The organism is Streptosporangium sp. NPDC001681 (assembly GCF_040298085.1).
In the GTDB taxonomy this organism is placed as follows: domain Bacteria; phylum Actinomycetota; class Actinomycetes; order Streptosporangiales; family Streptosporangiaceae; genus Streptosporangium.
The window spans coordinates 1-26,133 of the sequence record NZ_JBEOZN010000112.1 but is presented as its reverse complement, the minus strand read 5'-3'; the positions used below and the strand labels follow the sequence as shown (position 1 = coordinate 26,133).

The window sequence follows — 26,133 nt, the reverse complement described above, 5'->3', positions numbered from 1 at the left end:
TCAACCCGGGATTCGCACGGACATGCTCCGCGCGATCTCGTCGAGCAGGGCGGCGGGCGCCTGGAGGTAGCTCCAGTGCCCGCCGTCCAGCACGGTGTGGCGGGTCCGGCCGTAGAACTCCCAGCCGCCCATCTGCTCAGGGGGGATCTGCGTGTCCCCCGACCAGCCGATCGTGGTGATCGGGCACGGCAGCTGCACCGGGTCGGTCCGCTCGAAGCGGCCGTAGGCGGCCACGTCGGCGCGCATGACGCTCGCGGCCATCTCCACCAGTTCGGGCAGCGGCTCCGCGCCGCGCGCCCGCATCAGATCCGACACCAGCGCGCCCACCTGCTCCTCGTCGAGCCGCAGGATGCTCGGCCACGACGCCCGGTGCGGAGGGACCATCGAGGAGGCGAACAGGTGGCTGGGCAGCGGACCGCCGCGCTCCATGAGCAGCAGCGTCGCCTCGTAGCCGATGAAGACGGTGCCGCAGTGGCTGATGAAGCCGAACGGCCGGTCCAGGTAGGACTCCAGGCCCTTCAGCATCTCGGCGGCGACCTCCGCGTAGCTCTCGAACGACGGCTCGCGCAGCCGGTTCTCCCTGCCGGGCAACTGCACCGGGCACAGCTCGATCCCGTCCACCTCGGCCGGCCACCCGTGGTACATCGACGCCCCGGCACCCGGATAGGGCAGGCACCACAGCCGTGCCCTCGCCTCGGGGTCGGGGGCGCGCAGCAGCCACGTGGGGCGGCTCCTCCTCCGCCTGCTCTCGGTCATCGTGTGCTTCCTTCCGCCCTGATGGTCTGGATGAGGGTCTCGGGTGTCGGTGCCCTGAGGAACTCGCGCAGCCGGATCCGCACGCCGTAGCGGCTTCCGATCTCCTCGACGAGACGGGTGGCCGACAGGGAGTCGCCGCCGGAGCGGATGAAGTGGTCGCCCAGCGCGCCGCGCGCGCCGAGCGCCCGCTCCCACAGCTCCAGCACCCCCGCCGTCACCGGGTCCGTCCTCCTCTCCCGCCCGCGCGGGGACTCCCCCCAGGAGGGCGCGGGCAGGGCGCGGCGGTCCACTTTGCCGGCCGCGTTCAGCGGCAACCGCTCCAGCGCCGTCCAGGCGGTCGGAACCATCGGCTCGGGCAGCCGGGCCGAGGCGAAGGCGCGCAGTTCCCCGATCTCGAACCGGGCACCGTCCGCGGCGCTCTCCGTGGCACCCTCCGAAGCGACGGCATGGACGACGTAGGCGCACAGCCTCAGGTCGCCGCCGGGACCCGGCACGCCCGTGACCACGCACTCACGCACCCCGGGGTGCCGGAGCAGCACGGCCTCCACCTCCGCGGGCTCCACCCGGTGGCCGCGGATCTTGACCTGCGCATCGACGCGGCCGTGATGCTCCAGCCGCCCGTCAGGCCGCTCCCTGACCAGGTCACCGGTCCGGTAGACGCGGCCTCCCCCACCGGCGGGGTCGGGCAGGAAGCGCTCGGCGGTGCGGGCCGCCTCGCCCAGGTAGCCGCGGGCCAGCTCGGGTCCCGACACGAACAGCTCGCCGACCTCGCCCGCCGCGACCGGCCTCAGGTCCGAGGTCAGCACGCCGGCGCCGACCTCGGGCCAGGCGCGTCCGATGGGGGGACGGGTCCGCCTGGCGGCCTCGTCGGCGGTGACCGAGGTGCAGCGGTCCTCCAGCGGTACCAGGCAGCTGGTCACGCCGTTGGCCTCGGCGGAGCCGTACTCCACCGCGACCTCGAAGGGCAGGTCGGGTGCGGGCCACACGCGCACCGCGTCGCTGCCGACCGTCATGAGCCGCAGCGACGTCTCCGCCGGCCACGGCAGGCCGTACAGCGGCTCGGCGAGCGGCATGTTCACGTACGCGCGGGTGATTCCCGAAGCGACCATCCAGTCACGCAGCTCGGACGGCGAGCCCGCGGTCGCCGCGTCGGCGACGTGCACGCTCGCACCCGAGCAGAGATAGGGCCACAGCTCCACCACCGAGACCGACGAGGCCGGGGGAGCCAGCCAGCTGGAGCGGTCGGCGGGGGTGATGCGGTAGGCCTCGGTGTGGGTGGCGACCCGGTGGGCGATCGCCCGGTGGGTCACCCCGACGAGCTTGGGCCGCCCGGTCGACCCGGAGGTGTGCACCGCGTACGCGAGTTGGTCGGGATGCGCGGGGACGCCGGGCCCTTCGGTGGAGGGGGCGGCGTCCAGGGGGCCGTCGATCACCATGGGACAGCCGTCGAGCACCGGGGCGAGACGGTCCTCGGGCCATCCGGGGTCGAGCAGCACCGCCGTGCCGCCCGCCTTGCAGACGGCCAGCAGCGCGACGAGCAGCTCGGGGGAGCGGTCCAGCCGTAGCGGGACCGGTGTCTCCGGGCCGACGCCGCGGTGCAGGAGCGACCGGGCCAGGCCGTTGGCACGGGCGTCGAGTTCCCGGTAGGTAAGCGACACGGCCCCGGAGACCAGGGCCGTGCTGTCCGGCGTCTCGAGCGCCCTCTTCTCGAACAGGGTGTGGACGATGTCCACCTGTCCCTCCGTTCACCCGGCCTTGGCGTCGTGGATGCCGCGGACGGGGATCTCGCCGGTGGCGACCTGGTTGAGGATGAGCCTGGCCCACTCCTCCACGCTGCGGTTCATCCGGCGGGCCGCGTCACGCCACGACTGCTCCTGGTCGGCGGGTACGTCTATCTGGATCACGGCCTTCTGCCTGGCGTTCTCCGGGGCCCGGCCGGAGAGGGCGGCGGTGCGGTGCGCCTTGATCTGGCTGCGCAGGCGGTTGCGGGACCAGTTGAAGCGTTCCGCGCGGTCCAGCCAGAGCGTCTGCTCGTGCTCGGGGAGCGCGGCCACCTCCGCGTGGTGCTGGAGGCTGAGCCTGTCTCGCCGGCGGGATACCGGGAAGCGCCGGGCGACCCAGGCGTAGTTGCGCAGGGTCTGGATGTCGAGGGAGCTCTCCTCGACCGCTCTCTTGTAGCGGTCGGTGTACTCGTTCTCGCCGTAGACCAGCCAGTCGCCGAGCCACCAGGCGGAGGAGTCGGCGATGAGGGAGATCTGGTGGCCGATCCGGCGCCAGGTGTCGAAGGGAAGGCTCACCGGGAGCTGGAGTCCGGTCCGCCTCGGCTTGGCGGACGAGTCCAGGGCGAGTTTGGAACCCTGGGAAGGGGTGGTGCGCGGGCCGGGGACGGATGGTCTGTCATCACGTGGGGGCGGCGCCTGGCGGTTCGCCTCTCGGTTGGGGGAGAGCACCTGCATGCGACTTTTCCTCCGGATTTCTGTGCATGTGGAGTGAGTCAGGTCGGTACCTTACCCACGGTTTTCGGTAGCGCACTTTCGATCATGAGTAATTTCCTGATGCCCTTTCCAGGGTGCGGCGGAAAGCTGGAATCAGGCCGATGACCAGCGAAAACTCCATTTTCCTTGGCGATTATTTTTGTTCTGTGATATGCGCGCCCAGGCAAAATGCGACCTATCGGAAACGGAATTAGTCCATGACCTATCCAGGGTTTCGGTCCGCGAATACACGCACGGTACGTCGTTACGCGATCGCGTACGGTCTCGCCGTCGTGCTGCCCGCCGCGCTGGCGCTGCTGATGCTGGGGTTCGACGCGGGGACGGCCACCGGCCCCGTCCCGACGCCCTCGGTGGGGGTGGGCCGGCAGCAGCAGGTGCCGGCCACCCCTCTGCTGCTGTTCTCCATCACCGTGGTCGTCGCGCTGGCCCATCTCGGCGGAGCCGTCCTGAGGTGGCTCGGCCAGCCACGGGTGATCGGGGAGATGGCCGCCGGCATCGTGCTCGGCCCCTCCCTGCTCGGCGCCGTCTGGCCCGAGGCGTACCGCGTGCTGTTCCCCGGCGCCGTCATGCCCTACCTGAACCTGCTGGCCCAGTTCGGACTGGCCTTCTTCATGTTCCTGGTCGGGCTGGAGCTCCGCGGCGACCTGCTGCGCGGACGGGGCCGGATCGCGCTGCTCTGCGGCCAGGCGAGCGTGGCCATCCCGTTCGCGCTCGGGGTCGCGCTGGCCCTGCTGATCTACGCGCCGCTGGCGGCCGCGCCCGTCGAGTTCCCGGTCTTCGCGCTGTTCGTCGGTGCCGCGCTGAGCGTCACCGCGTTCCCCGTGCTGGCCAGGATCCTGCTGGAACGCGGGCTCTTCCACACCCCGACCGGGGCGCTGACCATCACCTGCGCCGCCATCGCCGACGTGACCGCGTGGTTGCTGCTGGCCGTGGCGATCACCATGGCCAGGGGCTCCTCACCCGCCGAGGCGCTGCGCACGCTCGGTCTCACCGCGGCCTTCGCCGCCGTCATGGTCGGGGTGGTACGGCCGCTGCTGGCCCGGCTGCTGCGCCGGGGGCTCTCCCAGGAGGCGACGCTGCCCGTCGTCATCGTGGGCCTGCTCGTCTCGGGGCTGCTGACCGAGCTGATCGGCATTCACCTGATCTTCGGCGCGTTCCTGTTCGGCGTCCTGTTCCCCCGCGACGGTGACGTGCGGCTGAGGCGGGTCCGCGAGCGCACCCAGGACTTCACCGCGTCCTTCCTGCTGCCGCCCTTCTTCGCCTTCGTCGGGCTCAACACCCAGATCGGGCTGCTCGGCCAGGACCTCGCGATGTGGGGCTGGTGCCTGCTGATCCTCGCCGTCGCGGTGGCGGGCAAGGTCGGCGGCGTGTCGGCCGTCGCCAGGCCGCTGGGCGTGTCGTGGCGGGAGGCCTCGCGGCTCGGGGTGCTGATGAACTGCCGGGGCGTGACCGAGCTGGTGATCCTGAGCATCGGCCTCGGTCTCGGCATCATCACCCAGGCGCTTTTCACCATGCTGGTGATCGTCGCGCTGGTCTCCACCGCCGCGACCGCGCCCCTGCTGGAGTTGCTGGACCGCCGGGACGCACGGCGCGATCGGGAGGTACGGGGGACGGCGGAGGCCCGGGTACGCCGGTCCGCCTGAGCGGCCTCAGGAGGCGCGGGGCAGCACCCGGGGCTCCGCGCCCAGCTCGCGCAGCTTGGCGCGGACCTCGCCGGGACTCTCCCCGGCGACGGTGAGCCGGGAGGTGGCGAACACCTCGCCGTCGGCGTCGGTGATCGGGGCGCCGCTGTAGGGGACCTCGCCGCTGAAGCGGGCGGCACAGAGGTGGTCGCGGAGCTCGGGCCTGGCGTGCAGGGAGAAGATCGGTAACCGGGTGGCCATCGCGGCCAGCCGCATGGTGCCCGACACCCGGGGGTTGATCTCCAGCAGGTGCACCTCGCCGGCCGGGGTCAGCAGGAACTCCGCCTCCAGGTAGCCGTGCGCCTCGGCCAGATCGGCCAGCCGCTTGCCCACGGCTCGCAGCTTGCGGTCCCAGGTGCCGCCGAGCGCCGGGTCCGGGCAGAGCCGCAGCCGCTGCCACGGCGGCACCAGGTCCTGGGTGGTCGGACCCTTCCACACCGGCGGGAAGGTTGCCGTGCCGTGTTCGTCGCGGTAGATCAGCACCGAGTACTCGACCCCGTCGACGTACAGCTCGCCCAGCTCGTTGGGGGCCAGACGGCACTCGCCCGCGCGGGCCAGCCGGGTGCCGACACTCTGCGTCCCGTGCCGGTCCTTGATCACCACGGGGGTGTCGGGGCCGGCCTCGGGCAGCGGCTCACCGGCCCGCGCCCACGGTGGGGAGACCAGGCGGTAGCGGTCGAAGAACTCCTTCATCAGGATCTTGTCGCTGCCCAGCGAGGCGCAGAGCCGTGACTGGCACTCGGTCCGGTGGCCGAGCTCGCGGAGCCGGAACGCGAGCAACTGGTCGCGGCCGAGCGTCGCGTGGCTGGAATGGAAGATCACCGTCGCCCGCGGGGCCCGGCCGATCGCCTCCAGCAGCGGGGTCACGTCCACGCCGGCGTCCTCCCCGGTGAAGACGGCCCGGTCCCCGGGGGCGAGGTCGACGAAATGGCCGAACCAGCTCTCCAGGCTGGCGGGGGCGACGGCATGGATAACGGGAAACGTCTGTCGGCTCATTTGGATTACTCCGGAATCGACGCTGGAAACAGGGACGACGTTACGCGGTACGGGCCATCGAGAATGCCTCGTCGAACGCCTCCAGATACGCACCGACCAGCGGCGAGTTCTGTTCCCAGAGGAAATTCACCGGCAATTTCATCCAGCGGGCGAACAATTCCGCGGAACGCGGAAACGGGCGGTCGTTCACCGTGGCCGCGGCCCGCACCGCGGCGGCGACCTGGGGTGACCAGTCAGGCGCGGTGCCCTGGAAGAGGGGGAAGACGTGCAGCGGCCGGGTGGCCGGGGCACGCACCTTCAGACCGCGCTCCTGGCCGGCCGCCACCAGGCCGTCCCTGCTGAACGGGCACTCCGGCGTCACCTCGACGACCCCGTCGTACCACGCGCCCATCGTGACGCCCTCGGCGATGGGGGAGGGGCGCACCCCCGGCAGCTCGCCGAGCCCCGAAGACAGGGCCGACACGTTGGCCACCCGGCGCTCCACCAGCTCGTCCAGCCGGTCGAGGTGGCTCTGGGCCAGTACCGCGCCGGGCGTGGAGATGCGGAAGTTGCCGCCGAGACCGGTCAGCAGGAACGGCCGGTAGCGGACGGCGTCGATGGTCAGGTCGGTGCGGTGCCGGAAGTTGGTCAGCAGGCAGGCGCGGGCGAAGACGTCCTCGGAGTCGGTCAGCAGCATGCCGCCCATGCCCCCGGAGACCAGCTTCCTGCCGCCCACACTGAAGATCGCGATATCGCCCAGGGAGCCCACCGGCCGGGAGCGGAAGGTGGAGCCGTGGGCGTGCGAGCAGTCCTCGACCAGGGCGAGCCCGCGCCGGGAGGCCACCGCCCGCAGGGCGTCCATGTCGCAGCTGTGGCCCCACAGATGGGTGACGACGATCGCGACGGTACGCGGCGTGACCAGTGCCTCCACGGCCGAGGGGAGCACGTTCCCGGTGGCGTCGCCCGCGTCGCAGAGCACCGGCACCGCGCCCAGCAGGAACAGCGGCGAGGCGGTGCTGAAGAATGTGAGGTCCGGGACGATCACCTCGTCACCGGGGCCGATGCCCAGCGCGAAGTAGGCGGCCAGCAGGCCCGCGGTACCCGAGGTGAGCGCCAGGGCGTGGGCGCGGCCGTGCCGCTCGGCGAACGACCGCTCCAGCTCGGCCAGCTCGGGCCCGTAGTCGTAGTCGAACGTGCGCCCCCGCGTCACCAGTTCGGCGACCCTGGCCGCCGCGCCGTCGTCGTAGACCGGCCATTCGAGCGGGTGCGGCGGGCCCGTGAGTCCATCTTCCAGTGAGCTCACGCGTCCACCTCCCGGCGCGCCACCAGCCTGGTCACCGCGTGGGTGTGCGGCTCCTCGTGGCCGGTGTGGGTGTGGGTGGAGTCGGTGTCGGTGGCGCTCAGCAGGGTCCATCCGTCGTACCTGGCGAGGTACCAGTCGTGGGGCAGCAGGACCGGCAGGCGCATCTCGCCGGCGGGAGGCCGGTAGGCGTGGCCGCCGTTGAACATCAGCAGGGCGTTGACCCCTCCCGGGGAGGTCGCGGCCTGGAGCCTGGCGATGACGTCGGCCACCTGCCTCTCGTCCCGCAGCCAGTGCAGGACGCTGCACGCCAGCACCCCGTCGAACGAGCCGGGCGCGAGCCGGGTGGTGCGCGCGTCGCCCCGGCGCCACTCGATCCCGCCGGCCCCACCGCCGGCCCCATCGCCGGTACTGCCCCAGGCCCGCGCGCCGTTCTCCAGCGCGGCGGCCGACACGTCCATCGCCAGCACCCGCGCGCCCCGCTGGGCGAGTCGCACCGCGTTGCGCCCCTCGCCACATCCCACGTCGAGCACCGTGGGCGCGCCCGCGCCAGGTGGAGCGGAGGGCGGAGCGATCTCCTCGGGTGCCGGGGGCAACGAGAGCGCGTCCGCCAGGGTGTCGGAGATCCTGTCCGGCCTGCGCCCCCACAGGCAGGTGGTCCGGGTGTAGCGGGCGTCGCAACCACCGTCGTCGTAGCCGTTCGATCGTGTGTGAGGTCTCATCTGGCGGAGGCTAGGCGCGGCCCTGAGCACCGTCAACGGAGGTGGGCGGCCGCCGTGCGCCGCGGGGTCCGCGCGGGTACGAGCCTCGACTTGTCGCGCGCCGGGTTCACCCGGGTGGGGTAGTCGCCGGTGATGCACCCCTCGCAGAGGCCCTCGCCCGCCGCGCTCCCGAGCGTGTGCCGCATGCCCGCCACCGACAGATGCGCCAGGCTCGTCGCGCCGATGATCCGGCACACCTCCTCGATCTCGCGCCCGGTCGCCACCAGCTCACCGGTGTCGACGATGTCCACCCCGTAGTGGCAGGGCGAGATCAACGGCGGCGCGGCGATCCGCACGTGCACCTCGCTCGCCCCCGACTCGCGCAGCAGCGCGACGATGCGCCGCATGGTGGACCCGCGCACCATCGAGTCGTCGACCACCACGACCCTGGCCCCGTCCACCGGCGAGCCGACGGAGAACTTGCGCCGCAGCCTGCGCTCACGCCGTCGCAGGTCGGGCTCGATGAACGTCCTGCCCACCCGCTCGTCACGGACCAGCGCCCCGGCCAGCGGCAGTCCCGCGGCCCGCGCGTACCCGCGGGCCGCCGGCACGCCGGAGGCCGGGACGGCCACGACCAGGTCGGCGTCCACCGGGGACTCCAGGGCCAGCCGCTCGCCGAACGCCACCCGCGTCGCGCCGGTTCTGGTGCCGCCGATCCTGGAGTCCTGCCTGGTCAGATAGAGGTGCTCGAAGACGCAGAAGCTGCGCGGGGCGGGCTCCGCCACGCGGTGCGCCCCGATCGGGCGGCCGTCGCGCAGCACCAGCACCTCACCCGGTTCCACCTCCCGCTGCTCGGTGCAGCCGAGCGCGTCGAGGGTGCAGGTCTCCGAGGCGACGACCGCCCTGCCCTCGGTGAACCCCGCCACCAGGGGGCGCAGGCCGTGCGGGTCCCGGAAGGCCACGAGGTACTCGCCGACGGCGCACACCACCGAGTACGCGCCCCGCAGCACCCGCGTGGCCCGCGCGACCCCGGCCACGATCGGGCCGGGGGCCGCGGGGTGCCGGTCCTTTGGGCCGGGAGCCGAGGCGAGTGCCGTGCCGGGTGTCTCGCCCGCGTCGGCGAGCAGGGCGAGGATGATCTCGGAGTCGCTGGTCGAGCGGAACCCGTACCCCTCGCGGCCGAGCCGGGTGCGCAGCTCGGCGGCGTTGACGAGGTCCCCGTTGTGCGCCAGCGCGATGCGCCGTGCCTCGTGCACGAAGGGCTGGGAGTTCTCCGGCACCGTGGCGCCGGTGGTGGAGTACCGGGTGTGGGCGACCGCCACTCTCCCGGCTCGCCAGGCCGCGAGGCCGTCACGGGCCGGGTCATCGTGGGACGAGTCACCACAGGCCGAGCGCGAGGCGAAACCGAGCGCCCGCCGGACCTGCACGCCGCCGGGGCAGGCCACCGCGATGCCCCAGGACTCCTGGCCGCGGTGCTGCAGGGTGACGAGCCCGTCGAAGGCCGGTTGCCCGGCTGTTCCTTCGATAACGGATACGCCGACTATTCCGCACATACGCTCCCCTTCAAAACCCTAACATTTCCCGAAAAATGCGTTAAATCGCTTCTGTCTGGCCATGGCATTGTTCTGCTGGCAGGCCCTATCGAATGATGAATGAAGCGAAGGAGATCCAGAATGTCGGAGGACGTCGAGTACACGGTGGTGCGCAATCACGAGGAGCAGTACTCCATCTGGTGGACCGACCGTGACATTCCCGAGGGCTGGCGGAGTGTCGGCCACAGCGGCACCCGCGAGGAGTGCCTGGCCCACATCGAGGAGGTCTGGACGGACATGCGCCCGCTGAGCCTGCGCCGGTGGATGGACGGTGAGCGGTCCTGACCCGCGGGCGCACCGACGAATAGTCCCGGAAGGAACGGTCCCCGAAGGAGGAGCCGATGGACACGATCCAGGAGCACGACGCGCGCCTGGTCGTCGAGGAGTGGAACCGCACCGAGCTGGCCGACGAGCCGGCGACCGTCGTCGAACGGTTCGCCGCCCAGGTCGCCAGGTCGCCCGCCGCCACGGCGCTGACGGACGAGGAGGGCACGACCCTCGGCTACGACGAGGTGCGCCGCGCCGCCAACCGGCTGGCCGGGCACCTGCTCGGCCTCGGCCTGCGCACTGAGGACCGCTGCGCCATCTACCAGCGCCGTTCGGCCGGCATGGTGGTGTCCATGTTCGGCACGCTGGCCGCCGGGGGCGCCTACGTCCCGATCGACGAGGGCAACCCGCCCGAACGGGTCGAGGCGATCCTGCGCGACGCCGGCACCGCCGTGGTGCTGGCCGACTCCACCACCGAGGCCGAGGTGCCGCCGGGCCCGTGGTTCGTGGTGAACGTCGACGACCACCCGGGAAGGGAGGAGGACGATCCCGGGGTGCCGCTGCACCCGGCCAACCTCGCCTACGTCATGTACACCTCCGGCAGCACCGGGACGCCCAAGGGCGTCCTTATCGAGCACCGCGCGGTCACCGCGTTCGTCCGGGGCGCCCAGCACCTGTACGGGCTCTCCCCGCAGGACCGCCTCGTGCAGTTCTCCTCGATCGCCTTCGACGTCTCCACCTTCGACGCCTTCGGGGCGCTGCTGTCGGGGGCCACCCTGCATGTCGCCGCCGCCGAGACCCGTACCTCCGCCGAGCGTTTCCGCGACCTGCTGCGCGAGCGGCGCATCTCCGTCTACATGGGCACCCCCGGCATGCTGAGACTGCTGGAGCCCGGCGACTTCCCCGACCTGCGGGTGCTCGCGGTCGGCGGCGAGAGCTACTCGGGTGAGTTCACCACCCGCTGGGCGGCCGGGCGCAGGTTCGTCAACAGCTACGGGCCCACCGAGACCACGGTCGGCGTGATCACCCAGGAGTGCCGGGGAAGCTGGGACACCTCACCGCCCATCGGGCGCGCCATGCCCAACCACCGGGCCTACGCCCTGGACACGTCGATGTGCCCGGTCCCGATCGGCACGGTCGGCGAGCTGTACGTCGGCGGTCCCGGCCTCGGCCGCGGCTACCTGGACCGTCCCGGCACGAGCGCGCTCTCCTTCGTCCCCGACCCGTTCGCCACCACGCCGGGCGAGCGGCTCTACCGCACCGGCGACCTGGTGCGCTGGACCGCCGACGGCGAGCTGGTCTTCGCCGGGCGAGCCGACCGCCAGGTCAAGGTACGCGGTGTCCGCGTCGAGCCGGAGGAGATCGAGCAGACCCTCCGCAGGCACCCGGCGGTCGCGCACGCCGTGGTCGAGGCGGAGGCGCGGGGCGACGGCGACGCCCGCCTGATCGCCTACGTCGTCTCCACGACGGGGGAGCCGCCCGGCGTGACCGAGCTGCGCGAGACCGCCGCCCGGTGGCTGACGGCCCCGCTGGTCCCCAACGAGTTCGTCCACGTCCCGGAGATCCCGCTCACCCCGGCAGGCAAGGTCGACCGCGACGCCCTGGCCGCGGCCCGACAGGAACGCGCCGGCACCGACGCCGGCAGCGGCGCCGGCAGCGACGATGGCAGCGACGATGGCGCCGAGTGGACGCCGACCAGGCGCAGGGTGGCCGAGGAGATCGTGAAACCGCTGCTCGGCGTCGACTCCCTCGGCCCGCACGACCACTTCTTCGAGCTGGGCGGCACCAGCATCCAGGTCATCCAGCTCCTCGGCCGGGTCCGCACGATCTTCGGCATCGAGGTGCCGGTCGCCGACTTCTTCGACCGGCCCACCATCGCCGGGGTCGCCGACGCCGTCGACTCAGAGGTCCGCTCCGATCTCAAGGACATCGTCCGCGAGGGCTGGGACGACATCGCCGACCGCTACGCCGCCTTCCAGTCGGAGTTCTCCGACGGCCCCCGTATGCAGTGGACCGGCCACCTGCTCGCGATGCTGCCCGCCGGCGGCTCGGTGCTGGAGCTGGGCGTCGGCGGCGGGCACGAGTCCTCGCGCCGCCTGGCCGAGGCGCACGCCCTCACCGCTGTCGACATCTCCGCCGAGCAACTCAAGCTCGCCGAGAGGACACTGCCCGGCGCGACGCTCGTGCAGGCCGACATGGCCCAGGCGCGGTTCCCCGACGCCGCCTTCGACGCCGTCGTGTCCATCTACACCCTCACCCACCTGCCGCGTGAGGAACTGCCCGGCCTGCTGGGCGACATCGCCCGCTGGCTGAAGCCGGGCGGTCTGCTGCTCGCCACCCTGATGACCGAGGACATCCCCGGCGCGATCGAGGAGTGGTTCGGCTCGACCATGTTCTTCTCCGGCTTCCCCACCGAGGAGAACCTTCAACTACTGCGCGCGGCGGGCCTGGTGCCCGAGCGCGAGGAGGTCGTGGCACAGCGGACACCGCTCGGGGAGTCGCGCTTCCTGTGGGTGATCGCCAGGAGGACGGAGACAGCGTCGTGACCGGACTGCCCGTCCGCACCGCCCCGCTCTCCTACCTGCAGGAGCAGCTCTGGTTCGTCGAGCAGGACGATCCCGGCAACGGCTCGTACAACGAACTGAAGGTACTCGTCCTGGACGGCACGCTGGACGCGGCCAGGCTCGGCCGGGCATTGGAGCGGGTGGTGGCCCGGCACGACGTGCTGCGCACCACCTTCGTCTACCAGGGAACCGAACCGGTGCAGGCGATCTGGGCGCGGGGCCCCGTACTGCGCGAGGCGTCCGTCGGCGGCGAGCAGGCGCTCATGGAGTACGCCCGCGAGGTCGCCGAGGCCCCCTACGATCTGGCCTCGGGGCCGCTGCTGCGCGCCTCGCTCGTCACGCTCGGCTCGGAGCGGCAGGCGCTCGTGCTCGGGGTGCACCACATCATCAGCGACGGCTTCTCGATGAACCTGCTGCTCGACGAGCTGGACGCGGCCTACCGAAGCGAGCCGCACGGTGGGACCTCGATCGAGCCGGCGGGCGAGACCCCGGCCAGGTCGCAGGGGGAGTCATCGGGTGGGCCGCTGGACGAGCGGCCCGCCCAGTACGGCGACTTCGCCCGCTGGCAGCGCGAGCAGTTCGCCGGCGGCCGCCTGGCCGCCGACGTCGAGCACTGGCGGCGGGCGCTCGACGGCGCGCCCACGGTGCTGGAGCTGCCCGCCGACCGGCCCCGGCCGCGCCGGCGGGACAGCGCGGGCAGGCGCGAGCGCTTCCCGCTCGCCGGTGACCTGACCGACCCGCTCGGCGAGGTCGCCGAGCGGGTCGGCGGCACCCTCTTCACAGTGCTGCTGGCCGCCTTCGCCGCCACCCTCTACCGCTACACCGGACGCGGCGACATGGTGCTGGGCACCGGCGCACCCGGCCGTCCCGGACGCGAGTTCGACGGCGCGCTCGGCTTCTTCGCCAACATCGTGCCGGTACGGCTGCGCCCGGCGGGCGAGGTCCCCTTCACCGAGCTGGCCGACGCGGTCAGCGAGGCCGCCTTCGACGCCTTCGACCACCAGTACGTGCCGTTCGAGAAGCTCGTGGAGTTCCTGCAGCCCGAGCGCGACGCCGGGCACACCCCCCTGGTGCAGGTCGTCTTCACCATGTGGGACGCCGGCGCGGCGGAGTGCTCCATCGGCGGCGTGCCCGCCGCCGAGGTCGAGGTGACGCGCGGCCGGTCCCGCTTCGACGTCGCGGTAGAGGCGGTACGGCGGGGTGACCGGGTCGACTTCTTCGTCGAGTACGACGACGCCCTCTTCGACGAGGCCACGATCGCCCGCCTGATGCGCCACTACGAGCGGGTGTTGCGGGCGGTCGCCGCCGACCCCGCCCAGCTCCTCTCGGACATCCCGATGATCTCTCCGGAGGAGTGGGCCACCCTCACCCAGGGCGACGTGAGCGTGCTCGATCCCGACGGCAATGTGCTGCCCGCCGGGGCCGTCGGCCAGTTGGTCCGCCGTTCCGGCGAGCACGGGCACACCGGCCGCCTGGCCGCCCGCAGGCCCGACGGGCGGGTGGTCGAACGCGGACGCGAGGACCGGCTGGTCAGCTTCGGCTCCTTCCAGGTGCAACTGGAGGACGTCGAGGAGGTCCTGCGCGCCCACCCTGCCGTACGCGACGCCGCGGTCATCGCGGTCGAGGGCGGCGCGGGACGGGAGCTGGTCGCCTACGCCGTCGCGGAGCAGTCGCCCGGCGATCTGCGGACCGTTCTGGTCGAGCGGCTGCCGCAGTACATGGTGCCCGCCGCCATCGTGGCGGTCGACCACATCCCGCGCGGCGAGGACGGCCGCATCAGGACCGCCCTGCTGCCCGAGGCGGCCGAGATCGGCGAGCGGGCCGGGCTGCCCGCCCTGGAGGCCGCACTCTGCGTCATCTGGGCGCGCGTCATGAACCTCGACGAGGTGGAGCCGGACGACGACTTCTTCGCCCTGGGCGGCCACTCGATGCTGGCGGCCCGGCTGGTACGCGAGATCGCCTCGGTGCTCGCCGTACGCGTCCCGCTGATGGCCCTCTTCGAGCACTGTACCCCCGCCGACCTGGCCGACTACCTGGCGGCCAGGTACCCCGCACTGGAACACACGCTCGCCGACGCGAGCCGCGCCAACCGCGCGGGGCAGCCCATGATGGGGCAGACGACCGGCGGTGCCGGTCGCACGGACCCCACCGCGGGACAGGCCGGGGAACCGGAGCCGGAGCAGACGCCTGACGACACGGACCGCGCCGAGCCCGCCGGGCAGGTCGTATCGGACGGCGCGGAGCCAGGCGGCTGCGCGCTTTCCACCGCGCAGCTGCAGATCTGGATCAACGAGCAGCTCGCGGGCGGCGACGCCCGGGACTTCATCGCCGCCGTCACCTACCGGGTGCGCGGCCCGCTCGATGTGGACGCGCTGCGCGGCGCTCTCGACGCGCTCGTGGCCCGGCACGAGAACCTGCGCGCCCGGGTGGCGCTGGTGGGCGACGTGCCGGTGCTGCGCTTCGACGCCGGGGTGCGCGTCGAGCTGCCCGTCGAGGACCTCACCGGCCTGCCCGAGGCCGGGCGGGCGGCGGAGGCGGCCCGCCGTACCGCCCGTGACGCCGAGCGCGGCTTCGACCTGTCCGCCGCCCCCCTGATGCGGGCCACTCTCTACCGTCTAGGCGACGGCGACCACGTCCTCGCGCTCATCCAGCACCACCTGGTCACCGACGGCGTCTCGATGGGACTGCTGGTGGGCGAGCTCGGCCGGCTGTACTCCGACCGCGACACCGCGCCCGCCACACCGCACCTGCGCTTCTCCGACTACGTGGCCTGGGAGCAGGCCTGGCTCGGCGGACCCGAGGCCGCCGCCTCGGAGCGGTTCTGGCGGGAACGGCTGCGCGAGGCCCCCGAGCTGGTCCTGCCCAGGACGCGCGACGGGCGGCGGGAGAGCCGCGACACCGAGATGATCGCCCATCATCTGCCGCCCGCGGACTCGCGCCGGCTGCTCGCGCTGGCCAGGCGGAGCAGGGCCACGCCCTACATGCTGGTGACCGCCGCCTTCGCCGCGATGCTGGCCCAGTGGAGCGGCCAGGACGACGTGGTGATCGGCACCACCGCCGACAACCGCCCGCTGCCCGGCCTGGAGGGCGTGGTCGGCTGCTTCGTCAACATGGTGGCGCTCCGCCTCGACTGCGGTGGCGACCCCAACTTCACCGAGCTGGCCGGGCGGGTGCGCCGGACCGTCCTGGAGGCGTACGCGCACCAGAGCACCCCGTTCAACGAGGTGGTACGGGCACTGAAGATCCACCCCGACCCGCGCAGGATGCCACTGTTCCAGGTGACCTCCGACTGGGCGGGCGACGGCCCCGCGGTGCCGGAACTGGCCGGCTGCGAGGTCGGCTTCGACTACGTGCACACCAGGGCCAACCGCTACGAGCTGGAGATGTACGCCGGGATGGCGGGGGAGCGGGTGGTGCTCGACCTGGAGTACGCCGTCGAACTCTGGGACCGGAAGGAGGCCGAGGACCGCCTGGCCCGGGTGGCCGCGCTGCTCACCCGTGCCGTGCTGGCCCCGGACACGAGGCTCTCGGCACTGCTCAGCTGACCGACCGCAACCCGGATGTGGCGATCGGCTGTACCGAAGGAAGATTCATTAAATTTGACACAAGCCCTGCCGGTTTATTTGCGAAGATCTCTAATCATGCGCTCGAGCTGGCCCGGCATGCGACACCTGGGCGGCTCCCGTCGGCAGGGTCGTACTACAGCCTGTCATGTCGTAGCCGGTCGCGGAGGGTTCGTGCGACCTGTGCCATGAGTGCCTCGGCTCCTGGCTGGCTGATGGCCGGTACGCGGGATTCGGTGAGTACGGCGACGGCGAAGGCCTGGCCGTCGGTGTGCTCGACGACGCCGACCTCGTGCCGGAGGTTGAGCAGCGTTCCGGTCTTGGAGGACCATCTGGAGGCGTCGGAGCTGAAATCGGGGGTCAGCCTCTGGCGCAGGAGGTTGTCGGCCATCAGGTCCCGTACCCGCTCGGCCACGCCAGGGTTGATCGAAGCCGGGGTCCACAGTGCCTGCAGGAGTTCGACGAAGGCCCGCGCGGATCCCGAGTTCGCGCGGGTCACGTCCAGTTGCGGGACCCGGTGCCCCCGCCCGGCCGTTCCCGCCTCGATGGCGAGGAAGTGGGCGAGGTGGACCTCGCCGGGATCGAGACGTTCCGCCGGAGTCTCGATGAGCTCCTGGACGGTGTGGCGGATCGCGATGCCGTGCAGCCCCAGCCCGTGCAGCATCGCCGAGACCTCGGCGGGCGGGGTGAGGGCGAAGAGCGCGTCCGCCGCCGTGCTGTCGCTCACCGCGATGCTGAGGTAGAGCAGGTCGTCGATGGCGACCCGGGTCGGGTGCCGGAACCTGCCCAGCCCGGTCGGTCCCGGCACGGTGATCCCGGTCGGCCGCACCAGGATCTGGGTGGAGCCGTTGAGTTCCCCCTTCCGGATGCGTTCGAGCGTCGCGATGGCGAGCGGGACCTTGACGAGTGAGGCGATCGGGAACTCCAGGTCCGGCTCGATACCGATCTCGTCACCGGTGTGCAGATCCCGGACCAGGAACGATCCGTTCAGTCCGGCGTCGTCGAGCTCTCGCCGGAGCTGTCGCATCAGCTGCTCGACCTTGATGGTGCCCCTCCGTCTTGGTCATGCCTGGTCGTACGCGCCGAGGCAGCGGGCGATCGGGTGCCAGAGCCGGGTCCGGATGCGCTCCGCGTCGTTCCCGACGGCGGCCGACACCTCGAAGCCGCGGACGAGTTGGATCTCGCCGACGGGGCGCCAGTGTAGCCCCAGTTCCTGGGCCTGCCCGACCGGGCAGAGCAGGAGATCCGCCGAACCGAGGACCTCCGCCACGGCGGAGGTGAGCGTCGCCGAGACGCCGACCTGCGCGGGCTGGAGACCGACGGCGTCCCGGATCCGGAACATCGGGTCGCGGATGTGCGGGACGTCGTCCTCGGGCTGGATCCAGATCCGGCGCCTCGGTGACGACCGCGCGGCGCGGCCGGCGCGGAGCGTCTCGATGTAGATCGTCTGCACGGGGAGATCCGCGGCGCCGGCGAGTCCGAGCCGTACCGACCAGGTCGCGTCGCCGGGCGGTACGGCGATGAGGGCGGCGCGGACCTCGCGAGAGCGGACGAGTTCCGCCCGTTCGGCCGGTGGGGCAGTATGAAAGTGCAGGTAGACGCCCTTTTGGCGGGCCTCCGCGTCAAGGCGTGCCAGGTCGCGAACGGGCACGATGCCGGGAACGGCGAGCCGGAGCGGACTGAGCTTGGCCTGCTCCGCCTCGTACTCCATGTCGTCGGCCAGGCGGACGAGACGCTTCGCCGACGGAAGCATGTCCCGGCCGAACTGGGTGAGTACCGCCCCGCGCGACGACCGGTCGAACAACTGCTCCCCGAGGTGCTTCTCCAGGGCGGCGATCCGGCGGCTCGCGACCGACTGCGGCACCCGGGTGGCCGCCGCCCCCTCCGTGAAGCTCCCTCGCTCGCTCACATTGACGAACGCTCGCCAGGCTCCGAGGACGTCCACGAGATGATCGTATGCCGTTTCAGCATAGAACTCGCCACTTTCGTCTTTGACCGCATCAACCGGCGGCGTGAGACTGCCTGTCGCATCCAACCCGCAACCGGAAGGCATCACCATGCGTCTGCGACACGCCGCACTCTCGGTGCTGGCATCACTCACGCTCGTCCCGCTGATGGGCGTCACCGCGGCAGGCCACGCGTCCGCCGCCTCGCCGGTTACCCAGGTGGTATCGGGAGAGGACCAGGCCAGGAAGGAACTGCGCACGCTGGAGGCGTCCTTCAAGGGCCGCATCGGCGCGTACGCCATCGACACCGCCACCGGTAAGACGGTCACCTATCGTGCGGGCGAGAGTTTCCCGATGCTCTCCACCTTCAAGGCGATCGCCGCCGCGGCCGTGCTGCACAAGGCCCGCACCTCAGAGCCCGGCCTGATGGACAAGGTCGTGCGCTGGACGGATGCCGAGGTGAAGGAGAACTCCCCGATCACCAAGGATCATGTCAAGGACGGGCTGACCGTCGCGCAGCTGTGCGAGGCGGCCATCACCCGGAGCGACAACACCGCGGGCAACATGCTGCTCAAGCAGCTCGGCGGCCCGGCCGGCCTGACCGGCTACTTCCGGACGCTGAAGGACCCGATCTCCCGGCTGGACCGGTGGGAGACCGAGCTCAACGACTGGAACCCCAAGGAGAGGCGCGACACCACGACGCCCGCGGCCATGGGCCGTGACCTGCGCGCGGTCACGGTAGGAAAGGCCCTCAACGCCAAGGACCGGGCGCGGCTGAACACCTGGCTGATCGCGAACCAGACCGGCGACGCCCGCATCCGCGCGGGCCTGCCCAAGACCTGGAAGGTCGGCGACAAGACCGGCACGACCTCGCAGTACGCGGCCGCGAACGACATCGCGATCGTCTGGCCCGGCAAGTCGGCCGCGCCCATCATCATGTCGATCTACACCAACGGCAGGGCCGCGGACGCGGTCCTCGACAACCAGGTGATCGCGGACACCGCCACCATCCTCGCCCGAGGCCTCGGCAAGCTCTGAGGCGCCTGGTGGGGTGACCGCTGACCGGCTCGGGCCGGGCGGGGAGTCCGTACTCCCACGGGTGGGTGGTGTTCGGTGAACAGCGCAGGTGGCCACGGCCGCCGCGGGTGAGATCGCGAGTCGCAGACCGAGAGTTTGCATGACCATGCAGCGCAGTGCATACTTTTGTTTATGTCCAAGGTTCTCACCTCCCTGCCCGCCGGCGAGCGCGTCGGCATCGCCTTCTCCGGCGGCCTCGACACCTCGGTCGCCGTCGCGTGGATGCGCGACAAGGGTGCCGTTCCGTGCACCTACACCGCCGACATCGGCCAGTACGACGAGCCCGACATCGCCTCGGTGCCCGGCCGCGCGGTGACGTACGGCGCCGAGATCGCGCGCCTGGTCGACTGCCGTGCGGCGCTGGTCGAGGAGGGCCTGGCCGCGCTCACCTGCGGTGCGTTCCACATCCGCTCGGGCGGGCGCGCCTACTTCAACACCACGCCGCTCGGTCGTGCCGTCACCGGGACCCTGCTGGTCCGGGCGATGATCGAGGACGACGTGCAGATCTGGGGCGACGGCTCGACGTTCAAGGGCAACGACATCGAGCGGTTCTACCGGTACGGCCTGCTCGCCAACCCCCACCTGCGCATCTACAAGCCCTGGCTCGACGCGGACTTCGTGTCCGAGCTCGGCGGCCGCAAGGAGATGTCGGAGTGGCTGCTCGCCCACGACCTGCCCTACCGCGACAGCGCCGAGAAGGCCTACTCGACCGACGCCAACATCTGGGGCGCCACCCACGAGGCCAAGACCCTGGAACACCTTGACAACGGCATCGAGACCGTGGATCCGATCATGGGCGTGCGGTTCTGGGATCCCACGGTCGAGATCCTCGCCGAGGACGTGACCATCGGCTTCGACCAGGGCCGCCCCGTGACGATCAACGGCAAGGAGTTCGCCACCCCGGTCGACCTGGTGATGGAGGCGAACACGATCGGCGGACGGCACGGCCTGGGCATGTCGGACCAGATCGAGAACCGGGTGATCGAGGCCAAGAGCCGGGGCATCTACGAGGCGCCCGGGATGGCGTTGCTGCACGCGGCGTACGAACGGCTGGTCAACGCGATCCACAACGAGGACACCCTGGCGAGCTACCACACCGAGGGACGGCGGCTCGGCCGGTTGATGTACGAGGGCCGCTGGCTCGACCCGCAGGCGCTGATGCTGCGAGAGTCGCTGCAGCGCTGGGTCGGCACGGCGGTCATCGGTGAGGTGACGCTGCGACTGCGGCGCGGTGAGGACTACTCGATTCTGGACACCTCAGGCCCGTCCTTCAGCTACCACCCGGACAAGCTGTCGATGGAGCGCACCGAGGACTCGGCGTTCGGCCCGGTGGACCGGATCGGCCAGCTCACCATGCGCAACCTCGACATCGCCGACTCGCGCGCCAGGCTTGAGCAGTACGCCAGCCTCGGCATGGTCGGCACCACCCAGGCCGCGCTCGTCGGCGCCGCCCAGGCGGCCTCGACCGGACTGATCGGCGCGATGCCGCAGGGCGGCGCCGAGGCCATCGCCTCACGTGGCGAGGTCTCCGGCGACGACGAGATGCTCGACCGCGCCGCGATGGAACTCGGCACCGACTGAACCGCCGCCGTCTACGGCACCTCTGAAACGACGCGACCCAGGGGTTCGAGCGGACCTGGTCGGCGGCGAACGGGGAGTCGCCGGGCACGGTGCCGGACTCTCTCGCGTACCAGCGGGCGAAGGGTTCGGGGTCGGTGCAGCGTGGATCGTCCAGGTCCAGCAGGTAGTGCGCGACGTCGAGGCCGAGAGCCTCGACGTCGCGGGCCTCGACCACCGGCCTGACATACGGGTTCGCGGCCAGCGGGCGGATTCGCTCTTGCGGGGCCGCGACTCGGGGGCGGACCTGCAACGGAACCGTTTCGTACGTTAAGCCGGTCTGGTCAGGTCAAAGGGGACCCCGGCGGCGCGGACGGCGCGAGCGCCCGCCGCACGCAGGTAGGCCAGCAGCTCCGGCGGCTCGTGCACCTGGAACTCGCAGCCGAGCATGAGCAGCCGGGAGGCCAGCCACTCCAGGGTGTCGGCGCGCCCGTGCAGGCGGCAGCTGTGCTCGTCGATCGGCTGGACGTCGCCCGGGGCGGTGCCGAGCCGTTGCACCACCTGGTCGGCCGGAAGACGCAGGGTCGCCAGCACCTCGTAGGTGGGTGCCGACGAGTACAGCTTGTCGGTGATGAAGGCTGCCGCGTCCTGCTCAGGCGGCTCGCGGGGCGGGACCCGCACGCCGGTCGGCCGCGGATCACTGATTCGGTCGACGCGGAAGGTCCGCCAGTCGTCGCGATCGTTGTCGTAGGCCAGCAGGTACCAGCGGCGTGCGGCCGCCACCAGGCGGTACGGCTCGACCAGGCGTCTGGTCTCGCTCCCGTCACCCGTCTGATAGGCGAACCGCAGGCGTTCGCGGTGGGCGACTGCGCCGGCGAGCACCGTCAGGTTCTGCGGATCGACACTCGGCCCGTTCCCGGTCAGCATCGAGACCAGGGCTGCGGCCAGCGCGGCGACCCGGTGCCGCAGCCGGGACGGCAGCACCTGCTCCAGCTTGGCCAGGGCCCGCACGGACGCCTCCTCCATGCCGTCCACCGGAGTCCCGGCCGCCATGCGCAGGCCGACCGCGATGGCCACCGCCTCCTCGTCGTCCAGCAGCAACGGAGGCATGGCCTTACCGGCGGCGAGCCGGTAGCCGCCCACCGCCCCCATCGCCGCCCGTACCGGATAACCCAGCTCGCGCAGGCGATCGACATCCCGGCGGATCGTCCGGGGGCTGACTCCTAAGCGCTCGGCCAGCTCGCTGCCAGGCCATTCACGCGGGGTCTGCAGCAGGGACAGCAGTTTGAGCAGTCGTGCGGGGGTGTCGCTCATGGGGTCCATCATGCCCGGCCATCTAGGTCAGGAAGTGACCTAGATGGTTCCTACTCTCGATCACGTCACCGCGACGTACCACCCGGGCCCGCCTGGGGACGACGTGGCGGGGTATCGCGCACCCACTGAGGAGAGTCATGAGCACCGAGGTCCGCCCCTTCCACATCGATATCCCTCAGGCAGATCTGGACGAGCTGCGCGACCGGCTGGCCCGCACCCGATGGCCCCGGCAACTTCCCGGCGAGGAGTGGAGCCGGGGCGTCCCCGCCGGCTACCTCAAGGACCTGACCGAATACTGGCGCGGCGAGTACGACTGGCGCCGGCACGAGGCACGACTGAACGAATTTCCGCAGTTCACGACCGAGATCGACGGCCAGGGCATCCACTTCCTGCACGTGCGTTCCCCCGAGCCCGGCGCCCTGCCGCTCATCCTCACCCACGGCTGGCCGAACTCGTTCGTGGAGTTCATCGACCTCATCGGCCCCCTCACCGATCCCCGCGCGCACGGCGGCGACCCGTCTCAGGCGTTCCACGTCGTCGTGCCGTCGGTGCCCGGTTTCGGGTTCTCCGCGCCGCCGCGCGAGACCGGCTGGAACGCCACGCGCGTGGCGCGGATCTGGGCGGAGCTGATGCGCCGCCTCGGATACGACCGCTACGGCACCCAGGGCGGGGACTTCGGCGCGTACGTCGCCCCGGAAGTCGCCAAGGTCGCCCCGGATCACGTGATCGGCGTCTATGTCATCAGCGGGCTCGGCTTCCCCACCGAAGACGACGTTCCCGAGATGACCGACGACGAGCGCGCGGCCTACGCGCAGCTCCAGAAGCAGGACTGGATGAGCGGCGTGGACCATCATGGGCTGCTGCGCGCGGCGCCCCAGACCTTCGCCTACGGGTGGCACGACTCTCCGGTCGCCGCGCTGGCCTGGATGATGCAGAAGTTCAAGGAGTTCACCACCGCCGCGAAACCGCCGGAGCAGGTGATCGATCGCGACCTGATCCTCACCAACGTGAGCCTCTACTGGCTCACCGGGACGTTGGGAACCTCCTCCTGGCCCTACTACGACAGCACGGGCTTCGGCTGGCCGGAGGGTCAGACGGCGGCGCCGACCGGCGTGTACAGCGGGCCGCCCGGAATCCGCCGGCTCGCCGAACGGCACAACACCATCCTTCACTGGCCGGAAGGCAATCCGGGCGGCCACCACTTTGTCGCCATGGAGCAGCCCGATCACGTCGCCGCCGACATCCGCGAGTTCTTCGGCAAGGTCCGCTGACCTTCGCCCGCGGCCGCGTCTCTCACGCCCGGTGACGCGGCCGCGCCTCGGTCTATAGGCCCGACGCTGGAATGCGTGTGACCAGCTGCCACGCCGTTTGATTTGGGGCGTGTGGCGCGATTCTTACCAACACTTACCAGCGCCGGCCATCGGGACGAGTCTATGAACGCTGTGTAACGGCCTGATCGCTTACCGGTCGTATCGTGGCGGTGGGGTCCTGCGGTGCGGACCATGCCGGTGGAGTTTCCCAGCGGTCAAGAAGCGGCTGCCTACGGTCGCTACCGCGCTTCGGTGTCGCAGGCAGATCTTGAACTGTTCTTCTACCTGGACGACGACGACCACACGTTGATGGCGCGGGCGAAGCCGCGAGGTGATCACAACCGCCTCGGGTTCGGTATTCAGCTCACCACAGCGAGGTGTATCGGCAGGTTCCTGGCCGATCCGCTGGTGGGGGTGCCGACCGAGGTCGTCGACTTCCTTCGTCCGAGATGCCGCTGGAAGCGGTGCTCGACGGGCTGGCCGAAGGCCGCGCCAGGTTCGGGATCCGGAGCAGGGTGCTGCTCGGCCACTCCATACGGCATCCTGGAAAGTACTTGACGATATGGAAACTAGAAAGTACTTTCCAAGTAGGAAAGAGGGAGGGAGCAGCCCATGGAGATCACCCCTGAAGAAGCCGCGCGGTCGCTGGCTCAGGTTCGCGAGACGCAGCACAGGGTCCTGCGCGCCGCACCACCGATGTTCCCCGCCTGGTATCCGGTGACGGTCTGGATCTTCATCACCGGAATGCAGTTCATCACCGAGATCACCCCCGCCTGGTGGCTCTGGATCGCGGTGACGGCCCTGTCAGCCGGCCTCGCCGTCGCCGTCCTCAAGTTCGTGATCGACGTCAGGAACGCGAACCTGCGCCCGCACTCCTCCATGACGGATCCATGGGCATGGGCCGGCTTCACCGCCTGGCTGATCACCACCGGTCTCGCGGGCTTCGCGCTGGCGTTGTGGCTCAAGGAACTCGGCGTCGCCTATCCGCGTACCGTCATGGGCGTGATCATGACCGTGGTCGTGGCGGTCACCGCGCCCCTCCTGGCCCGGTGGATGTCCGCGCGGATCGCTCGGCGGGCGGAGACGCCGAAGCGATGACGTCGCGACTCGACCCGGCGATCCACGCGCCGACCCGGCTGCAGATCGTCTCCCTGCTGGCCGCCGCCGAGGAGGCCGAGTTCGCCTTCGTACGCGACAACCTGGGCGTCAGTGACTCGGTGCTGTCCAAACACGCGAGTGCCCTGGAGGCGGCCGGCTATGTGAAGATCCGCAAGGGATACGTCGGCAAGCGCCCGAGGACGTGGTTCAGCCTCACCCGCGAAGGACGCGCGGCCTACACCGGCCACGTCGCCGCGCTCCAGGCCATCGTCGCCCGGTCCGGCCTCTCGGTCCTTCCCGACTGAGGAAGAACGCGCGGGGGCCGGGTTGGCCGGATGCGGCACGTGTGTGTTCCCGGCCGCCGAGATCGCCGACAGGCCAGCCGCGATCATGCCCTACTCCACTGCGCTGCGTGCCGAATGATTCGGAAGCTATCCGAAAGTTTCATCAACCAATCCTGAGTTGGGCCGGGCAGAGTAGGGCTATTGAACAGGCGTAATGCCTGCTCAAGAAATCCTTGACCAAGATCAGGCTTTCGTAGGCTTTCGGGAGTCGTTGACAACTCGCGGGGTCGGACCGACACTTTCGCCATCACACCGATACTTTCGCCGCCGTTGGACCTCAACCGCTGTCGATCCGAGTCACCCGCCGCGACCTGCTCCTCCGGTCGTCGACCGCACGACGACCGGCCAACCCCCACGTGTACGACGCCGACGCGCGGTGGCCGTCCCCCTGGTCACCGACAGCCCCGCCGGGTCGTATCACGCTGCCCGGCCTCCCGGCCGGCCTTCACGAGGAGGAAGCACGCGCATGAACGACGCCCCCGCCCGCCCGAAGAGCCGCAGACGCGGCCGCATCAGGCTGCTCGTCGGCCGTGCCTGCGCCGTAGCGCTGGCCGTGGCCGTGGCGATGCTGCCCGGCCCCGCCCACGCGGCCATCACCTCCAATCAGACCGGCACCAACAACGGCTACTTCTATTCGTTCTGGACCGACAGTCCCGGGTCGGTCTCCATGGAACTGGGATCCGGCGGCAATTACAGCACCTCATGGAGCAATACCGGGAATTTTGTTGCCGGTAAGGGCTGGAGCACCGGCGGACGCAGGACCGTGAACTACTCAGGCAGCTTCAATCCGTCCGGCAATGCATATCTGACTCTCTACGGGTGGACGAGAAACCCACTCGTGGAGTATTACATCGTCGACAACTGGGGCACTTACCGGCCCACCGGAACCTACAAGGGCACGGTCACCAGCGATGGCGGCACGTACGACATCTACCAGACGACGCGAATCAACGCCCCCTCCATCGAAGGCACCAGAACCTTCAATCAGTACTGGAGCGTCCGGCAGTCAAAGAAAACGGGCGGAACCATAACCAGCGGCAACCACTTCGACGCATGGGCCCGTTACGGAATGAATCTGGGCAGCCATGATTACATGATCCTCGCAACAGAGGGATATCAAAGCAGCGGAAACTCCAATGTAACGGTGGACGGCTCTTCCGGTGGCGGCGGCGGTGGCGGTGGCTGCACCGCGTCGCTGTCCGCAGGGCAGCAGTGGAGTGACCGGTACAACCTCAACGTCTCGGTCAGCGGTTCGAGCAACTGGACCGTGACGATGAACGTCCCGTCCCCAGCGAAGATCATCGCTACCTGGAACATCAGCGCGAGCTACCCCAGCGCCCAGGTGCTGACCGCCAGGCCTAACGGCAACGGCAACAACTGGGGCGCGACGATCCAGCGCAACGGCAACTCGACCTGGCCGACGGTCTCCTGCAGCGCGAGCTGATCTCCGAACACCCGAAACACCACACCTGTGGCGGGGGGGGGGGGGGGGGCCCCCCCCCCCGGGGGGGGGGGGGGGGGCCTGGGGGGCGGGCCACCGCCCCCAGGGCGACGCGGGGGGGGATTGGGGGTAAACAGAAGAACCGCCTGTG

Annotated in this window: 21 protein-coding genes; 11 read left to right on the top strand and 10 right to left on the bottom strand. The window is 70.9% G+C overall.

Translation table 11 applies throughout. From position 1 onward, the window contains the following. From ABT130_RS36230 to ABT130_RS36220, 3 genes are read right to left on the bottom strand one after another with little or no spacing between them, the layout of a single operon-like run. The gene (locus ABT130_RS36230; RefSeq protein WP_350963345.1) at positions 1 to 756 is read right to left on the bottom strand and encodes a thioesterase II family protein; all 756 of its coding nucleotides are present in this window, start codon (positions 754 to 756) and stop codon (positions 1 to 3) included. Then, on the bottom strand, positions 753 to 2,489 hold the full coding sequence (locus tag ABT130_RS36225) for a non-ribosomal peptide synthetase (RefSeq protein WP_350963343.1): 1,737 nt from the start codon (positions 2,487 to 2,489) through the stop codon (positions 753 to 755). The genes ABT130_RS36230 and ABT130_RS36225 overlap by 4 nt, the downstream gene beginning before the upstream one ends. A 12-nt stretch (positions 2,490 to 2,501) precedes the next feature. Continuing rightward, complete coding sequence (locus ABT130_RS36220; protein WP_350963340.1) at positions 2,502 to 3,212, bottom strand: LmbU family transcriptional regulator; 711 nt, start codon at positions 3,210 to 3,212, stop codon at positions 2,502 to 2,504. A 236-nt stretch (positions 3,213 to 3,448) separates the two neighbouring features. On the opposite strand from ABT130_RS36220, the gene ABT130_RS36215 reads away from it, so the two are divergent. Then, positions 3,449 to 4,894: a cation:proton antiporter domain-containing protein gene (locus ABT130_RS36215; protein ID WP_350963338.1), complete on the top strand. Its 1,446-nt coding sequence runs from the start codon at positions 3,449 to 3,451 to the stop codon at positions 4,892 to 4,894. A gap of 6 nt (positions 4,895 to 4,900) precedes the next feature. Here the strand turns inward: ABT130_RS36215 and ABT130_RS36210 are convergent, their stop codons facing one another. Genes ABT130_RS36210 through purF form a run of 4 tightly spaced genes read right to left on the bottom strand, consistent with a single transcriptional unit; the run spans position 4,901 to position 9,462 of the window. After that, positions 4,901 to 5,929, bottom strand: a complete 1,029-nt coding sequence (locus tag ABT130_RS36210; RefSeq protein ID WP_350963335.1) for an ATP-grasp domain-containing protein — start codon at positions 5,927 to 5,929, stop codon at positions 4,901 to 4,903. Between the two features lie 40 nt (positions 5,930 to 5,969). Beyond that, positions 5,970 to 7,211 carry a DegT/DnrJ/EryC1/StrS family aminotransferase gene (locus tag ABT130_RS36205; RefSeq protein ID WP_350963332.1) on the bottom strand — a complete coding sequence of 414 codons (1,242 nt, stop codon included), beginning with the start codon at positions 7,209 to 7,211 and terminating at the stop codon, positions 5,970 to 5,972. After that, complete coding sequence (locus ABT130_RS36200; protein ID WP_350963330.1) at positions 7,208 to 7,930, bottom strand: class I SAM-dependent methyltransferase; 723 nt, start codon at positions 7,928 to 7,930, stop codon at positions 7,208 to 7,210. Before ABT130_RS36200 ends, ABT130_RS36205 begins: the two co-directional genes overlap by 4 nt. Positions 7,931 to 7,962: 32 nt before the next feature. Then, positions 7,963 to 9,462, bottom strand: coding sequence for an amidophosphoribosyltransferase (gene purF / locus ABT130_RS36195; protein ID WP_350963327.1), 1,500 nt, complete (start codon positions 9,460 to 9,462; stop codon positions 7,963 to 7,965). Between the two features lie 120 nt (positions 9,463 to 9,582). Between purF and ABT130_RS36190 the strand changes: the two genes are divergently transcribed. Genes ABT130_RS36190 through ABT130_RS36180 form a run of 3 tightly spaced genes read left to right on the top strand, consistent with a single transcriptional unit; the run spans position 9,583 to position 15,877 of the window. Continuing rightward, a complete protein-coding gene (locus ABT130_RS36190; RefSeq protein ID WP_350963325.1) occupies positions 9,583 to 9,786 on the top strand; it encodes an MbtH family protein in 204 nt (67 codons plus the stop codon). Between the two features lie 56 nt (positions 9,787 to 9,842). Continuing rightward, positions 9,843 to 12,314, top strand: coding sequence for a non-ribosomal peptide synthetase (locus ABT130_RS36185; protein ID WP_350963322.1), 2,472 nt, complete (start codon positions 9,843 to 9,845; stop codon positions 12,312 to 12,314). Continuing rightward, on the top strand, positions 12,311 to 15,877 hold the full coding sequence (locus ABT130_RS36180; RefSeq protein ID WP_350963319.1) for a condensation domain-containing protein: 3,567 nt from the start codon (positions 12,311 to 12,313) through the stop codon (positions 15,875 to 15,877). Before ABT130_RS36185 ends, ABT130_RS36180 begins: the two co-directional genes overlap by 4 nt. A 154-nt stretch (positions 15,878 to 16,031) precedes the next feature. Here ABT130_RS36180 and ABT130_RS36175 read toward each other — a convergent pair whose 3' ends face one another. After that, positions 16,032 to 16,922, bottom strand: coding sequence for a serine hydrolase (locus ABT130_RS36175; RefSeq protein WP_350924956.1), 891 nt, complete (start codon positions 16,920 to 16,922; stop codon positions 16,032 to 16,034). A 36-nt stretch (positions 16,923 to 16,958) separates the two neighbouring features. Then, positions 16,959 to 17,840: a LysR family transcriptional regulator gene (locus ABT130_RS36170; RefSeq protein WP_350924958.1), complete on the bottom strand. Its 882-nt coding sequence runs from the start codon at positions 17,838 to 17,840 to the stop codon at positions 16,959 to 16,961. A 112-nt stretch (positions 17,841 to 17,952) separates the two neighbouring features. On the opposite strand from ABT130_RS36170, the gene bla reads away from it, so the two are divergent. Beyond that, positions 17,953 to 18,879 (top strand): class A beta-lactamase, encoded by a 927-nt coding sequence (gene bla, locus ABT130_RS36165; protein ID WP_350963316.1) that lies wholly within the window; start codon positions 17,953 to 17,955, stop codon positions 18,877 to 18,879. 171 nt (positions 18,880 to 19,050) lie between these two features. Further along, entirely contained in the window at positions 19,051 to 20,499 is a 1,449-nt protein-coding gene (argG, locus tag ABT130_RS36160; RefSeq protein WP_350924963.1) for an argininosuccinate synthase, read from the top strand. Positions 20,500 to 20,805: 306 nt separating this feature from the next. Here the strand turns inward: argG and ABT130_RS36155 are convergent, their stop codons facing one another. Continuing rightward, on the bottom strand, positions 20,806 to 21,789 hold the full coding sequence (locus ABT130_RS36155) for a helix-turn-helix transcriptional regulator (RefSeq protein WP_350963313.1): 984 nt from the start codon (positions 21,787 to 21,789) through the stop codon (positions 20,806 to 20,808). Positions 21,790 to 21,926: 137 nt separating this feature from the next. Here ABT130_RS36155 and ABT130_RS36150 point away from each other — a divergent pair, with 137 nt between their 5' ends. The 5 genes from ABT130_RS36150 to xynA all read left to right on the top strand — a co-directional run bounded on the left by ABT130_RS36150 (position 21,927) and on the right by xynA (position 25,985). Beyond that, positions 21,927 to 23,060, top strand: coding sequence for an epoxide hydrolase family protein (locus tag ABT130_RS36150; protein ID WP_350963311.1), 1,134 nt, complete (start codon positions 21,927 to 21,929; stop codon positions 23,058 to 23,060). Between the two features lie 231 nt (positions 23,061 to 23,291). Further along, positions 23,292 to 23,657, top strand: a complete 366-nt coding sequence (locus ABT130_RS36145; RefSeq protein ID WP_350963309.1) for a DUF4158 domain-containing protein — start codon at positions 23,292 to 23,294, stop codon at positions 23,655 to 23,657. A gap of 54 nt (positions 23,658 to 23,711) precedes the next feature. After that, on the top strand, positions 23,712 to 24,197 hold the full coding sequence (locus ABT130_RS36140) for a hypothetical protein (protein WP_350963306.1): 486 nt from the start codon (positions 23,712 to 23,714) through the stop codon (positions 24,195 to 24,197). Then, a complete protein-coding gene (locus tag ABT130_RS36135; RefSeq protein WP_350924973.1) occupies positions 24,194 to 24,502 on the top strand; it encodes a winged helix-turn-helix domain-containing protein in 309 nt (102 codons plus the stop codon). Before ABT130_RS36140 ends, ABT130_RS36135 begins: the two co-directional genes overlap by 4 nt. 505 nt (positions 24,503 to 25,007) lie before the next feature. Further along, entirely contained in the window at positions 25,008 to 25,985 is a 978-nt protein-coding gene (xynA, locus tag ABT130_RS36130; protein WP_350963303.1) for an endo-1,4-beta-xylanase XynA, read from the top strand. Positions 25,986 to 26,133 lie beyond the last annotated feature (148 nt).